The following is a 12,863-nucleotide window of genomic DNA, read 5'->3' on the forward strand; positions in this document are numbered from 1 at the left end:
GGCCAAACAGAATGGCCGTGCCTTCATGAAAAAAATGTTGCGCCGCAATGTCAAGCACAATAAAAGTTGGGCCCCGCGACTTTACACAAACCGTTCCTCCAAGGAGACAAAGCATGTCGTACGTTGAAAGAGTGTTGACCAGCCTCGGCGATCGCTACCCCCATCAGCCCGTGTTCCTGCAGGCGGTGAAAGAGGTGCTTACCAGCATCCAGCCGGCTCTGGACAGAAAAAAGGACTACGAAAAATACAAGATCCTCGAGCGCATCACCGAACCGGAGCGCATCATCTCATTCCGTGTGGACTGGGTGGACGACAAAGGCGAGGTCCAGACCAACCGCGGCTACCGGGTCCAGTACAATTCCGTCATCGGCCCCTACAAGGGCGGTCTGCGCCTGCACCCCAGCGTCAATCTGGGCATTCTGAAATTTCTCGGCTTCGAGCAGATCTTCAAGAATTCCCTGACCGGCCTGCCCATTGGCGGTGGCAAGGGCGGCTCCGATTTTGATCCCAAGGGCAAGACGGAAAACGAAATCATGCGCTTCTGCCAGGCCTTCATGAACGAGCTGTTCCGCCACATCGGCGCGACCATCGACGTGCCGGCCGGGGATATCGGGGTCGGCGGCCGTGAGATCGGCTATCTCTTCGGCCAGTACAAGAAGCTGACCCGCAGGTACGAGGGGGTATTGACCGGCAAGAACCCGCTCTTCGGCGGCTCGCTGGCCCGCACCGAGGCCACGGGTTATGGCGTGGTCTATTTGACCCAGAGCATGCTGGCCGCACGCAAGGAAGGCCTGGAGGGCAAGACCTGTGCCGTCTCGGGCGCCGGCAATGTGGCCACCTACTGCTGCGAAAAGCTGATCCAGGTGGGCGCGAAGCCGGTCACCATCTCCGACTCCCGGGGCATGATCTATGACCCCACGGGCATCAAGGTGGATGTGCTGAAGCAGGTGAAGGAAGTGGAGCGCGCCTCGCTCATGCGCTATGAGGAGCTGGTGTCAACCGCAAAATACACGCCGCTTGCCGACTACCCGAAGGGACGCAACGCGGTATGGGACGTGCCCTGCTTCGCGGCCTTCCCCTGCGCCACCCAGAACGAGCTGAACGGGGCCGATGCCCAGGCGCTGTTGAAGAACGGCTGCAAGTGCGTGACCGAGGGGGCGAACATGCCCTCCACCCTGGAGGCGACCAATACCTTCCTCCAGGCGGGCATTGCCTATGCGCCGGCCAAGGCCGCCAATGCGGGCGGTGTGGCCACGAGCCAACTGGAAATGGAGCAGAACGCCAGCATGCAGAGCTGGACTTTCGAGGACGTGGACGCCAGGCTGCGGGCCATCATGCAGAATATCTACCAGAATGCCGCGGGTACCGCCGCCGATATGGGCGCACCGGGCAATCTGGTGGTGGGCGCGAATATCGCCGGTTTCCGCAAGGTCGCCGACGCCATGCTGGCCCTGGGCGTGTGCTGAAGCGACAGCCGCCGCAAAGCGCAGACAGGAGGCCGTTCAGCTCAAGCTGGACGGCCTCTTTTGCAAGACAGCCCAGCTCAGGCCAACCGGCCTCCGCTGCCTGGGCGCACAGCGCGCTCCACCACAACCCGAACCTGGTTTTTGCAGCCCACGTTCCGGAGGATTCCGGACAAGGGCCTGTAGGCCTTGGCCTTGAACCGGCAGGGCTCAGGCCTTTTTCTGCTCCCGCCTGGCGAGCGCCAGTTCAATCAGCTTGTCCAAAAGCTCCGGGAAGGCATAACCGGCCTTGGCCGCCGCCTGGGGCAGCAGGCTGGTCGGGGTCATGCCGGGAATGGTGTTGGTTTCCAGCAGATACAGGCGGCCGTCAGGGGCCATGATCATGTCGGTGCGGCTGTAGTCGGACAGGCCCAGGCAGCGATGCGCGGCCACTGCGTAGGCCTGGGCCTGGTCGCGGATGCTGGCTTCGATCTCCGCCGGACAGACCTCGCGGGTCGCGCCCTGCCTGTACTTGGCCTCGTAGTTGAAGAAGGCGTAGCGGCTGTCCGGGATGATCTCGATCACCGGCAAGGCACGCAAATCCTCCTCCCCGCCCATAACCGACACGGTCAACTCGCGGCCCCGGACATATTCCTCCACCATGACCTGGGCGTCATGCCGAAAGGCCAGCGCCAGGGCCGGGCCGAGTTCGTCCTGGGTATGCACAATGGACATGCCGATGGACGAGCCCTGGCTCACCGGCTTGACCACGCAGGGCAAAAGCAGCTCACGGGCCAGTCGCTCCGGCTGGCGGGCGTCCGCGGGCTCTGCCATGCGCCACGGCGCGACCGGCAGACCTGCCGCCCTGTACAGCGTCTTGGCGCGATGCTTGTTCATGGCCGAGGCGCTGCCCAGCACCCCCGAACCCTGGTAGGGCAGCCCCAGAAGATCGAGAAAGCCCTGAATGGCGCCGTCTTCGCCGTAGCGGCCGTGCAGCACCAGAAAGGCGCAGTCCAGATCGCCCGCATCCCTGGCCAGTCTGGCCAGATCGCTTGCCGGATCATAACGGCTGATCTCGTATTTTTCGGAACTCAGCGCGGCCGCCACGCCTGCCGCGCCCCTGAGGGAAACCTCCCGCTCATCGGACATGCCGCCTGCGATCAGGGCCAAACGAATCTTTGCCATCATGTGCTCCTTGGGGAATATGAATCAGACACAGGTTGCCGCTTCCGGGACATGCGGACAGAAGAGGCGCAAGCGGCAGGATCGCCATCCACGCCTCAGGAGGTCGCGGTTTTCCTGTGTTCCTGCGGGCCGGACTCCGTCGGCACCGGCAGAACAATGGTGAAATTGCTGCCAGCGCCCACGAGGCTGCTCACCTCTATCCGGCCGCCATGCTTTTCCACAATGCTGCGGGCAATCGCCAGCCCCAGTCCGGTACCGCGGGTTTTGCTGGTGAAGAAGGGGGTGAAAATCTGTTTCAGGTCCTCAGGAGCAATGCCGCAACCCGTATCGACGATGGCCAGCCTGACCGCCCGGCCGCCCGGCGCGAACCCGGTTTCCAGCCGCAGGCGGCCGCCGCCCCTCATGGCCTGCATGGCATTGTACACCATGTTGAAAACCATCTGATACATATGGGCACTGTCCATGAGCACAGCAGGCAGGTCAGGGGCGAAATGCGTTTCCACCTCAATGCCTGCCTGCTCCAGCTCGGCATGCAGAAAGGCCAGGACACGCTCCGCCGGTTCCTGCAACTGCCCTGGCGTCAGGGCAGAGGTACGCGGTCGGGCGAAATCGAGGAAGTCCCGGACAATCCGGTCCAGGCGGGTGGTTTCCTCCACAATGATGCCGGCCAGCCGCTCGCTGCCCGGCGCCAGCTTGCCGATACGGCCGGACAGCACCTCTGCGGTCGACCGCACGATGCCCAGGGGATTCTTGATCTCGTGGGAAACCGAGGCCACCATTTTGCCCAGAGCAGCCAGGCGCTGCGCCTCGTTCAGTTCCTCTTCCAGGCGAATGCGCTCCTCTGCCCGGCGCGCCATAATGCGGTTGGCGCGGACGACGATCATGCTCAGGATGGCAAAGAGCAAAGACATGATGGCCAGGGACAGCAAGATGACCTTGCCCTGCAGCACGATGATGGCGCGCATGTCCTCCGAAATGTCCTGCTCCACCTCGATCACGCCTATGACATCGTCCGTCTGCCGGGCCTGCCGGGTTTCGGGGCGGAACGGCACATAGGTCTTCACGGTGCAGAAAATGGCCTCGCTGCCCGGCAGCAGGCTCAGCAGGGAACCGCTGGAGATCACGACAGAATTTTCTTCACCCAGCGCCGCCTTGCTGTACTCCAGGCCACCCAGCCCCCGCTGGCCCATGAGCGGCTGCACGGTGGAATAGGCCACGATATTGTCCACTGAATCGTAAATCGTGACCTCCTTGATGTTCATGCCGCGGGTCAGGTTCTTGACGATCTCGTCCAGATTCTCGTACTGGTTCTGGTTGGAAATGGCGATATGGCCATAGCGGACCACAGTCGGCAAAACGAACTGGACAAAGACCTGCCGGTTCAGATTGTCGGCAAAGAGCTGGGAATAGGCCTCGCTGCGCCTGATCAGGGTGCTGCGGGCATTGTCCGCGATCAGCCAGGACAGCACAAAGGCAGCCGCCAGAATGACGGCAAAGGAGGTGAAGGCAAAATAGTTCACCAGGGCAAAGGGCAACAGACTCTTGTCCGTGACCTTTGCCCTCAGCAGGCGAAACAGACTGCGCAGACTATGCTCCGGCATGGCAGGTCCCTGATCGGGTACGCAAAAACCGGAGCAAGGTGGAAACTTGCCCCGGTTCTTTTGCAGACCATCTCGGATTACAGGATACTCAGTTGGCGTTCCGGCGCACATAGGTTGGGATTTTCTCCAGCTCGTCCTCGTCCACGCCGTCATCGTCGAAGCTGGTCGCCGGCATCGGCGTCAGGCCGGTCGGCAGGGGATTGGGCCGGGCCGGGCTTTCATTGCCAAAGCCAAAGGAGCTGCCCGTATTGGTCCGCGCGGGCGGATCGTCAAAAGTGGTCCGGCGACTGCCCAGGCGAATCACCGGATGCCTGGGAGAGCGTACCGGAGTTTCAACCTCTTCACGGCTGCTGATGCCGGTGGCAATGACCGTGACCCGCATTTCCTCGCCCAGAGACTCGTCGTAAATCACGCCCAGAATGATGTTGGCATCTTCATGGGCCTTTTCCTGAATCAGGGCCATGGCTTCCTGCCATTCGGTCAGGGTCAGGGTCTCCCGGGCAGCGGAAACGTTGACCAGCACGCCCCTGGCGCCGTCAATGCCCACGTCCTCCAGCAGCTGGTTGTCGATGGCGGTCCTAGCCGCCTCCACGGCGCGATTCTCACCGGAGGCCACACCCGTGCCCATGATGGCCGGACCGACTTCACGCATGACGGTGCGCAGGTCTTCAAAGTCCAGGTTGATCTGGCCGTGCACCTTGATGACATCGGTAATGCCGCGTACCGCATCCAGGAGCACGTGGTCCACCTTTTCCAGCATCTCGCTCATGGTGGAATTCTTGTTCATCATGGTGAGCAGGCGGTCGTTCGGCACGGTAATGATGGTATCGGCATGCTCGCGCAGGGCCTCCCAGCCGGCCTCCGCGTTTTTCATGCGTTTTTTGCCCTCAAAGCAGAAGGGCTTGCTGACCACGGCCACGGTCAGTGCGCCCACTTCCTTGCAGGCCCTGGCGATGACAGGCAGTGCGCCTGTACCCGTGCCGCCGCCCAGACCTGCGGTAATGAACACCATGTTGGCGCCGTCCAGTATGCCCAAGAGCTCTTCATAGCTCTCCTGCGCCGCTTCACGACCGCGATCCGGATCGGCGCCGGCCCCCAGGCCCTTGGTCACGCCAGAGCCCAACTGCAGCCTCCTCGGGGCGAGCGACATGTTCAGGGCCTGCATATCCGTGTTGGCCGCGATGAACTCCACGCCGGTCAGTTCGTTGGCCACCATGGTGTTGATGACGTTGCCGCCGCCGCCGCCCACGCCGATCACCTTGATGACGATGTCATCATTGATGACTTCCCCCCGCCCATACTCAGTCCTTATGTCCATAGATGCCTGGTCCTCGTGTGGAGTATCCGTATTCTGCCCGGTTTCTGCCCCGGCCCGCAAATAGCTCGACTTGTCCATATCCCACCCCAACTGCCTTTCCGGCGTATGTTCGTGTTTTGATTGTTTCACGGGATCTCCAAATGGCAAAAGTTCAGATCATGCCCCGCAGCCAGCGTTTGAATCTGCTGAAGATCCCGCCCTGCTCCTGGGCGGCGAACTTCTTGGAATGGCTGCCAAAAAGCACCAGACCAACTGCAGTGGTCGTGCGCGGCGTATTGATCTGCTCCAGAAGACCGCCCACATTGCTGGGGTAGCCTATGCGCACCGGCATGTCGAAGACCTGCTCCGCCAACTCGACCACGTTGGGCAAAAGCGCGGTGCCGCCGGTCAGCACCAGGCCGGCCTTGATGCGATTGCGGACGCCGGCGGTGGCAATATTCTTGTCCACCAACTGGAAGATTTCCTCCATCCGGGCCTCCAGAATGCCGACCAGACTTTTCTGGGAGACCTTGCGGTTCTTGCGTTCGCCCACAGTCGGCACGTCAATCATCTGGTTTTCCTTGATGATGGACGACAGGGCGCCGCCATAGAGATACTTCAGCTCCTCGGCTTCCTGCAAGGGGGTACGCAAGCCCACGGAGAGGTCATTGGTCAGGTTGTTGCCGCCCAGCGCCAGCTCCCAGGAGTACTTGATGGTCCCATTGCTGAACACGGCCAGATCCGTGGTGCCGCCACCGATGTCGATAAGACCGACGCCCTGATCCTTTTCCTCGGGTGTCAGCACCGCGTCGGCCGCTGCCACCGATTCCAGCACCACCTCGACCACGTTGAGGCCGGCCTGACTGCAGCAGGCAATCAGGTTGTGCAGGGCCGTCATGTCGGCGGTGACAATACGTACATTGGTGACCAGCCGCACGCCGGTCATGCCCAGGGGACTCTGGATGCCGGTGTGGTCATCCACCATGAACTCCTGCGGGAGCACGTGGATGATCTGCTGGTTGTCGGAAATCTTGACGGTCTGCGCCGCCTGCACGACAGCCTCGATATCCTTCTGCCGGACTTCCTGATTGTTGATGGCAATGATGCCCGGGGAATCGAAACTCTTGATATGGCTGCCGGCAATGCCCACATAGACCTGATTGATGTCGCAGCCAGCCATGTCGGAGGCCTTTTTCACCGCCGTCCTGACGGCCTCGACCGTGGACTGAATATTGACCACCACCCCCTTGCGCATGCCGGAAGACTGGCTGGTGCCCACGCCGATGATGTCCACCCGATCAGGAAATACTTCGCCGATCATGGCGCAGATTTTGGTGGAGCCGATATCCAGACCGGCTACCAGAAGGCCGGGTTCCCGGTCTTCGCGTGCGTCAATCTGCACCCGTCTTTCTTCCAAGCCTCCGCCGGCAGACTGTTCCCGCTCCGTCATCCATGATTCATTCATTATATACCCTGTCAATTCGTATTCTCCTGCCACAGCAGGGCAATCCGGAACCCGTTCCGCACCCGCTCACTTGGACTGTGCTGAACGACATAACATTTTATTTACATCATCACCATATCCCATTTCAAGCACAGTGGTCCGTCCGATGTCGCCGCTGTCGTAGAGTTGCTTGAGCACATGCAGCAACTCGTTGAATTTATGCTCTAAATGATCACGCCCAAAATGAATGGGAAAAGGATGCTCCGCCAGATAAAGAGTAAAATCTTTTTTTGTTCCGATATACACTTCGGAAACCGACTGCAGGGGCAGGAGGGCATTGCCCCGGGCAGCCAGGTGCAAAATCTGCAAGGCCCTCTCGGCTGCGCCCCCCGTGACCAGCCGTCCGTCCGCGATGTCATCCGGGCCAGCGCCATTGATCACCGGATAATCCAGTCCGCCCCCCTCGGGCACCTCGGCAATGACATGGCCATCGTAATCGATGTAACTCAACTGGGAGCCGCCACCGGGATGAACCTGATTGAGCAGGGCAAAGGGCACATACTCGTGCAGCTCCACCAGGACGCCCGAAGGCCACTGCCTTTTGACCTGCACCCCGGCCACCCAGGGATGGGTGGCAATCTGCCGCTCGATCCTGCGGGTGTTCAGGGTCACCAGATTGAGGCCCTGTTCGAGACCGCCCAGACCCAGCACCTGCCCTTCGCTCAGGGTATGCGCGCCCTCGAGGCGCAGTTCCGTCACCCGGAAGATGTTCCAGTGGCAGAGTTGATGCAAGGTCCATCCTCCCAGCAGGGCCAGCCCCAGCAACATGCAGGGCATACGCAAGCCTGCCAGCGAAAAACGTCTGTTTGGGAGGCGCTGGTGTTCGGCGCTGTACAGGCTAGTTGCCGGATACGGCCGTGCCTGACGCCGGCCCAGGAGCCGAAGCAGCCCCCCGCATATGCTCTGCCAGGCGCCGGTCCGGCGGTGGCGTCCGAAAGCACTTCTTTTCCTTTGATAGTTCATTCTCTCTCCTGGCACGCTCAAAACAGGCGCACCTCGGGCTCCAGCACGATGCCGCAGTGCCGGCGCACCCGTTCCTGGACGACGCGCATGAGCCCCAGGATATCTTCCGGGCTGGCGCCGCCCCGATTGACAATGATGTTGCCGTGCCTGGGCGAGACCATGGCCTGCCCGTGACTGTAGCCCTTGAGTCCGGCCCGCTCGATCAGCCGGCCCGCATAGTCGCCGGGTGGATTCTTGAAAAAGGAGCCGGCGCTGGGCATGCCGAGCGGCTGTCTGGCCCGCCTTTGGGCCAGCACCGCGCGCATCCGCTCCCGTATGTCCGCCCCGGCCGCGAGCCGCAGGCCAAGCGTTGCTCCGGTAATCAGGCAGTGCTCCCGGTATGCCGGCGGGAACAGGGTCTGCCGGTACTGGAAGGACAGCAGGCGGGCGGGCAGCTCGGCCGCCTCGCCCCTGGCATTCAGGCAGCGCAGGGCCACGAGCCTGTCGCCCATGCAACCGCCGAAGGCGCCGGCGTTCATGGCCACGGCGCCGCCGACCGTGCCGGGAATACCGGTCATAAACTCCAGACCGGAGAACCCCTGTTGCGCGCACCAGCCCAGAAGGCGGCTCAGGCGGATGCCTGCCTGCACATCCACCAGATGCAGGCCCTCCGGGGCCGGGTCCTCCCGCAGGAGCAGGTCCCTCTGGCTGCCTTTGAGACGCAGGAACACGCCCTCGTGCAGACCGCTTTTGAAAAGAATATTGGAACCGCCGCCCAAAACCTGCCAGGGAATGCGCTCCTCGCCCAGCCAGCGCAAAAGGCCCGGCAAAACGGAGCAGTCTCCGGTTTCCACCAGAGCCTCGATAGTGCCGCCGGTGCGGAAGGAGGAGAAATCAGCCATGCTGACCTGCCACCGCACCATCGGGCAGAGCCGCTCCAGGGCTTTTTTCTGGCTGCTGTTCATGGCATCGTCACCGGATCAGAGTTGTATGAAAAGATCTGTCATGCATGCCCCGCTATGGCCCCACGCCCTGCAAAAGGGCAAGCAACTGCTCGCCCAGCCGGCCGACGCTGCCGGCGCCCAGGGTCAGCACCAGATCCCCCGGCTCCAGCAGCGGCAGGAGCCTTGCCGGATCGGCCAGCACTTCCGGCAGATAGTGGATCTGCTTCTGGCCGTACTGACGAATGGCCTCGGCCAAAGCTGCGCTCGACACCCCTTCGAGCGGCGCTTCGCTCGCCGCATAGATGTCGCAGAGAATCAGGACATCCGAACGCCTGAAGGCGGTCAGAAACTGGTCGAAGAGCGCCGTGGTGCGGCTGTAGCGGTGCGGCTGGAACACGGTCACCACCCGGCGCTCCGGCCAGCCCTCGCGGACCGCCCAAAGCGTGGCGCGAATCTCCGTGGGGTGATGGCCGTAGTCATCCACCACCAGAATGCCCCCGGCCTCGCCTTTGGTCTGCAGCCGGCGCTGCACGCCCTGAAAACTGCCCAGGGCCCGGGCGATACGGCCAAAATCAATGTCCAGCTCCAGCCCCACAGCGACTGCGGCCAGGCTGTTGTAGACCAGATGCCGGCCCGGGCGGTTGAGGCTGATTTCCCCCAGTTCCCGGTCACGGGAGCGCACGGTAAACACGTAGCGGCCGTTCTGGCGGCTCAGTTTCACGGCCTGCAGGTCTGCCTGCTCGGAAAGGCCGTAGGTGATGATGCGCTTTCTGATCTGCGGCAGCAGTTGGGCCACATTGTCGTCGTCCAGGCAGAGCACGGCCACGCCGTAAAAGGGCAGGCGCTCGACAAAGGCCCCGAACACCGAACGAATATGCTCCAGGTCGCGGTAATAGTCCAGATGCTCCAGATCGATGTTGGTGATGACCTCGATGGCCGGGGAGAGCTTCAGAAAAGAGCCGTCGCTCTCGTCCGCCTCGGCAACCAGGAACTCGCCGCTGCCCAGGCGGGCGTTGCTGCCCCCCAGACTCTGCACCTTGCCGCCCACCACGACCGCCGGGTCCAGTCCCGCCTCGGTCAGCACCGCAGCCACCATGGACGTGGTGCTGGTTTTGCCGTGACTGCCGGCCACCGCGATGCCGTAGCGCTTGAGCCGCATCAGTTCGGCCAGCATCTCGGCCCGCTGCACGATCGGGATCTTCTCCGCCACCGCGGCCGCCACTTCCGGGTTGTCGGGCCGGACGGCGCTGGACACCACCACCACGTCTGCGCCCTCTATCCAGCGGGCGTCGTGACCGATGTGCACCGTGCCGCCCAGGCTCTCCAGATGCCTGGTCAGCTCGTTTTCCTGCAGATCGGAGCCGCTCACCCGGTAGTGCAGAGTCAGCAGGAGTTCGGCGATGCCGGACATGCCGATGCCGCCGATGCCCACGAAATGAATATGCAGGTTGTGTCTGTACATAGGCTCAATGTCCTTTTGCCGCCAGGAGCAGGCATTCGTCCACCAGCCGCTCCGCCGCATCCGGCCGGGCCAGGGCCCGCATGGCCCGGCCCATCTCGTAAAGCCGCCCGCGGTCGGCCACGAAGTCCTGCAGACAGGCGGCCAGCCTTTCCGGCGACAGCTCATGCTCCCGGAAGACCAGCGCCGCATGCCCGTCCGCATAGTAGGCCGCGTTGATGGCCTGATGGTCATCGGCAGCATAGGGATAGGGCACCAGAATGGCGGGGAGCCCCATAAGCGCCAGTTCGGCCAGAGTCGTGGCTCCGGCCCGCGACACGGCCAGATCCGCCGCCGCATAGGCCGCGGCCATGTCCATGATGAAGGGCGTGACCTGGGCCTCGATGCCGGCCGCGGCATAGCCTGCGCGCAGCCGCTCCGCATCTGCCTGGCCGCTCTGGTGCTGCACCCGTATCCCAAGGCCCTGCCGATGGAGCAGCATCAGGGCCGCGAGCAGCAGCTCGTTCACCGCGTGCGCGCCCTGACTGCCCCCCAGAACCAGCAGGTGCAGCGGCTCGCCCGCAGACCGCACGCGGCGCCCGCTCCGGGCGGCCGCCACAATCTCTGCCCGCACCGGATTGCCGGTCTGCACGGTTTTGCCTGCCGGAAAAGCCGGCCTGCAGGGCAGAGAAATGCAGATCCTGTCCACAAAGTGCCCAGCCAGCCGGTTGGCCAGCCCAGGCACCGAATTCTGTTCGTGAATGGCCGTCGGCACGCCCAGAGTCTTCGCCGCCACCAGAACGGGCCCAGTGACGTAACCGCCCACGCCAAAGACCAGATCCGGCCGGAACTGCCGCAGCAGTCGCCTGGCCTGCCAGATGGCCCGGGGCTGGGAGCAGAGGGCCCGCAGCCGCGCCCCCAGGCCCCGTCCCTTCAAAGCGCCGCTGGCCAGGGCGGCCAGTTGAAAACCCTGGCCCTGCAGCGCCTGCTGGTCCAGGAGCCGCGAGGTGCCGATGAAGAGGATCTCGCTGCCCGGCTCACGGTGCTTCAGCGCATTCGCCAGGGCAATGCCCGGGAAAAGATGTCCGCCGGTGCCACCGCCGGCAATCGCCGCACGCATATCAGGGCTCCGCTTTTTTCAAGGCCAGGACCGCCTCCGCAAAGACCCGGCCCCGCTCCGCATAACCGGAAAACATGTCGAAGCTGGAGCAGCCGGGCGCCAGCAGCACCGTATCACCGGGCTGGGCCCTCTCCTTTGCCAGGTGCACCGCCTCGTGCATGTCCCCGGCGCGCAGGCTCGGCGTCAGGCTGCCATAGGCCGCTTCGATCAGGGGCGCGGCCTCGCCCAGCAGCACCAGCGTGCGCACCTTCTGCCGCACCAGATCCGCCACCAGCCCGTAATCGCCCCCCTTGTCGCGGCCGCCGGCGATCAGCACCACCCTGCCCGGGCAACTGGCCAGCGCCGCCGCCATGGCGCCGATATTGGTGGCCTTGGAATCGTCGATCCAGTTCACGCCCCCGATCAGGGCCACCGGGGCCATGCGATGCGCCGCCGGCTGAAAACTGGCCAGGCCTGCCGCCATGGCCTCGGGCCCGATGTCCAGCGCCCCCACAGCCAGGAGCGCGGCCGCGGCGTTCAGCCGGTTTACCAGAGAATGCAGGCGGCCGGCTGCCAGCGGGAAGAGCTGTTCCCGGCCGGCCGAGGCCAGCCGCAGGCCATCGGCTGTCACCACGCAATCCGCATCCGCCGCCCTGCCGAAGCTCAGGCGCCGCACGCCGTCGGGCAGCTTCGTGGCCGCCACCAGGGCGTCGTCGATGCCCAGAATGGCCGTATCGCCCGGCCCCTGCCTGGCAAAGAGCTTTCTTTTGGCCGCCGCATACCGTTCAAGGGAGCCGTGGCGGTCCAGATGGTCGGGCGTGAGATTCAAAAACAGCCCGATGTCCGGCCGGAAGGCGCCGGAGATGTCGAGCTGAAAGCTCGACAGTTCCAGCACCACACAGTCGTAGCCTTCGGGATGCAGGCAACAGTCCAGAAGCGGGGCGCCGATATTGCCGCCCACAAAGGGCCTTCTGCCCGCTGTTTTCAGGAGATGCCCGATCAGCCCGGTCGTCGTGGTCTTGCCATTGGAACCGGTAACCGCAATGACCGGCGCCCGAAAACGCCCGGCAGCCAGGGCCAGTTCGCCCATGATCGGAATACCCCGCCGCCCTGCCGCCACGACCAGCGGGTTTTGCAGCGGCACGCCGGGCGCCGGCGAAAGCAGATCCAGACCATCCAGAAAGCTGCCACCCGTGCCGCCAAACTCGCAGACCGCACCGCATCCCTCCAGAAAGTCCAGGAATCCGGGTTCCGCCTCCGCCAGCTGTTCACGGCTGCGCTGGTCGCTGACCCTGAGCCTGAGCCCGAGGCTCGCCAGAAAGCGCGCCGCTGCCCGGCCGGCCAGGCCCAGGCCCAGAACGCCCGCCACCTGTCCCGCCCGCAGCGGCAATGGGTCCGTAGCGCAGCCCAT

At 63.6% G+C, this 12,863-nt stretch carries 10 protein-coding genes; 1 reads left to right on the plus strand and 9 read right to left on the minus strand.

Translation table 11 applies throughout. The annotated features are described in order from the left end of the window. Nucleotides 1-113 precede the first annotated feature (113 nt). Nucleotides 114-1,466 carry an NADP-specific glutamate dehydrogenase gene (gene gdhA, locus CAY53_RS01375; protein WP_104935621.1) on the plus strand — a complete coding sequence of 451 codons (1,353 nt, stop codon included), beginning with the start codon at nucleotides 114-116 and terminating at the stop codon, nucleotides 1,464-1,466. A 207-nt stretch (nucleotides 1,467-1,673) separates the two neighbouring features. Here the strand turns inward: gdhA and CAY53_RS01380 are convergent, their stop codons facing one another. The 9 genes from CAY53_RS01380 to murD all read right to left on the minus strand — a co-directional run bounded on the left by CAY53_RS01380 (nucleotide 1,674) and on the right by murD (nucleotide 12,863). Continuing rightward, entirely contained in the window at nucleotides 1,674-2,627 is a 954-nt protein-coding gene (locus tag CAY53_RS01380; protein ID WP_104935622.1) for a D-alanine--D-alanine ligase family protein, read from the minus strand. A 95-nt stretch (nucleotides 2,628-2,722) separates the two neighbouring features. After that, entirely contained in the window at nucleotides 2,723-4,228 is a 1,506-nt protein-coding gene (locus CAY53_RS01385) for a sensor histidine kinase (RefSeq protein ID WP_245874833.1), read from the minus strand. Between the two features lie 88 nt (nucleotides 4,229-4,316). Further along, nucleotides 4,317-5,546, minus strand: a complete 1,230-nt coding sequence (gene ftsZ / locus CAY53_RS01390) for a cell division protein FtsZ (RefSeq protein WP_104935624.1) — start codon at nucleotides 5,544-5,546, stop codon at nucleotides 4,317-4,319. 151 nt (nucleotides 5,547-5,697) lie between these two features. Next, nucleotides 5,698-6,990: a cell division protein FtsA gene (gene ftsA, locus CAY53_RS01395; RefSeq protein ID WP_104935625.1), complete on the minus strand. Its 1,293-nt coding sequence runs from the start codon at nucleotides 6,988-6,990 to the stop codon at nucleotides 5,698-5,700. Nucleotides 6,991-7,056: 66 nt separating this feature from the next. Next, a complete protein-coding gene (locus tag CAY53_RS01400; protein WP_181040347.1) occupies nucleotides 7,057-7,806 on the minus strand; it encodes a cell division protein FtsQ/DivIB in 750 nt (249 codons plus the stop codon). Between the two features lie 203 nt (nucleotides 7,807-8,009). Continuing rightward, complete coding sequence (gene murB, locus CAY53_RS01405) at nucleotides 8,010-8,936, minus strand: UDP-N-acetylmuramate dehydrogenase (protein ID WP_104935627.1); 927 nt, start codon at nucleotides 8,934-8,936, stop codon at nucleotides 8,010-8,012. A 52-nt stretch (nucleotides 8,937-8,988) separates the two neighbouring features. Then, the gene (gene murC, locus CAY53_RS01410) at nucleotides 8,989-10,377 is read right to left on the minus strand and encodes a UDP-N-acetylmuramate--L-alanine ligase (RefSeq protein WP_104935628.1); all 1,389 of its coding nucleotides are present in this window, start codon (nucleotides 10,375-10,377) and stop codon (nucleotides 8,989-8,991) included. A gap of 4 nt (nucleotides 10,378-10,381) precedes the next feature. Next, nucleotides 10,382-11,473 carry an undecaprenyldiphospho-muramoylpentapeptide beta-N-acetylglucosaminyltransferase gene (gene murG, locus CAY53_RS01415; protein WP_104935629.1) on the minus strand — a complete coding sequence of 364 codons (1,092 nt, stop codon included), beginning with the start codon at nucleotides 11,471-11,473 and terminating at the stop codon, nucleotides 10,382-10,384. A gap of 1 nt (nucleotide 11,474) precedes the next feature. Next, on the minus strand, nucleotides 11,475-12,863 hold the full coding sequence (murD, locus tag CAY53_RS01420; protein WP_104935630.1) for a UDP-N-acetylmuramoyl-L-alanine--D-glutamate ligase: 1,389 nt from the start codon (nucleotides 12,861-12,863) through the stop codon (nucleotides 11,475-11,477).

Source organism: Desulfobulbus oralis, assembly GCF_002952055.1.
Classification (GTDB): Bacteria; Desulfobacterota; Desulfobulbia; order Desulfobulbales; family Desulfobulbaceae; genus Desulfobulbus; species Desulfobulbus oralis.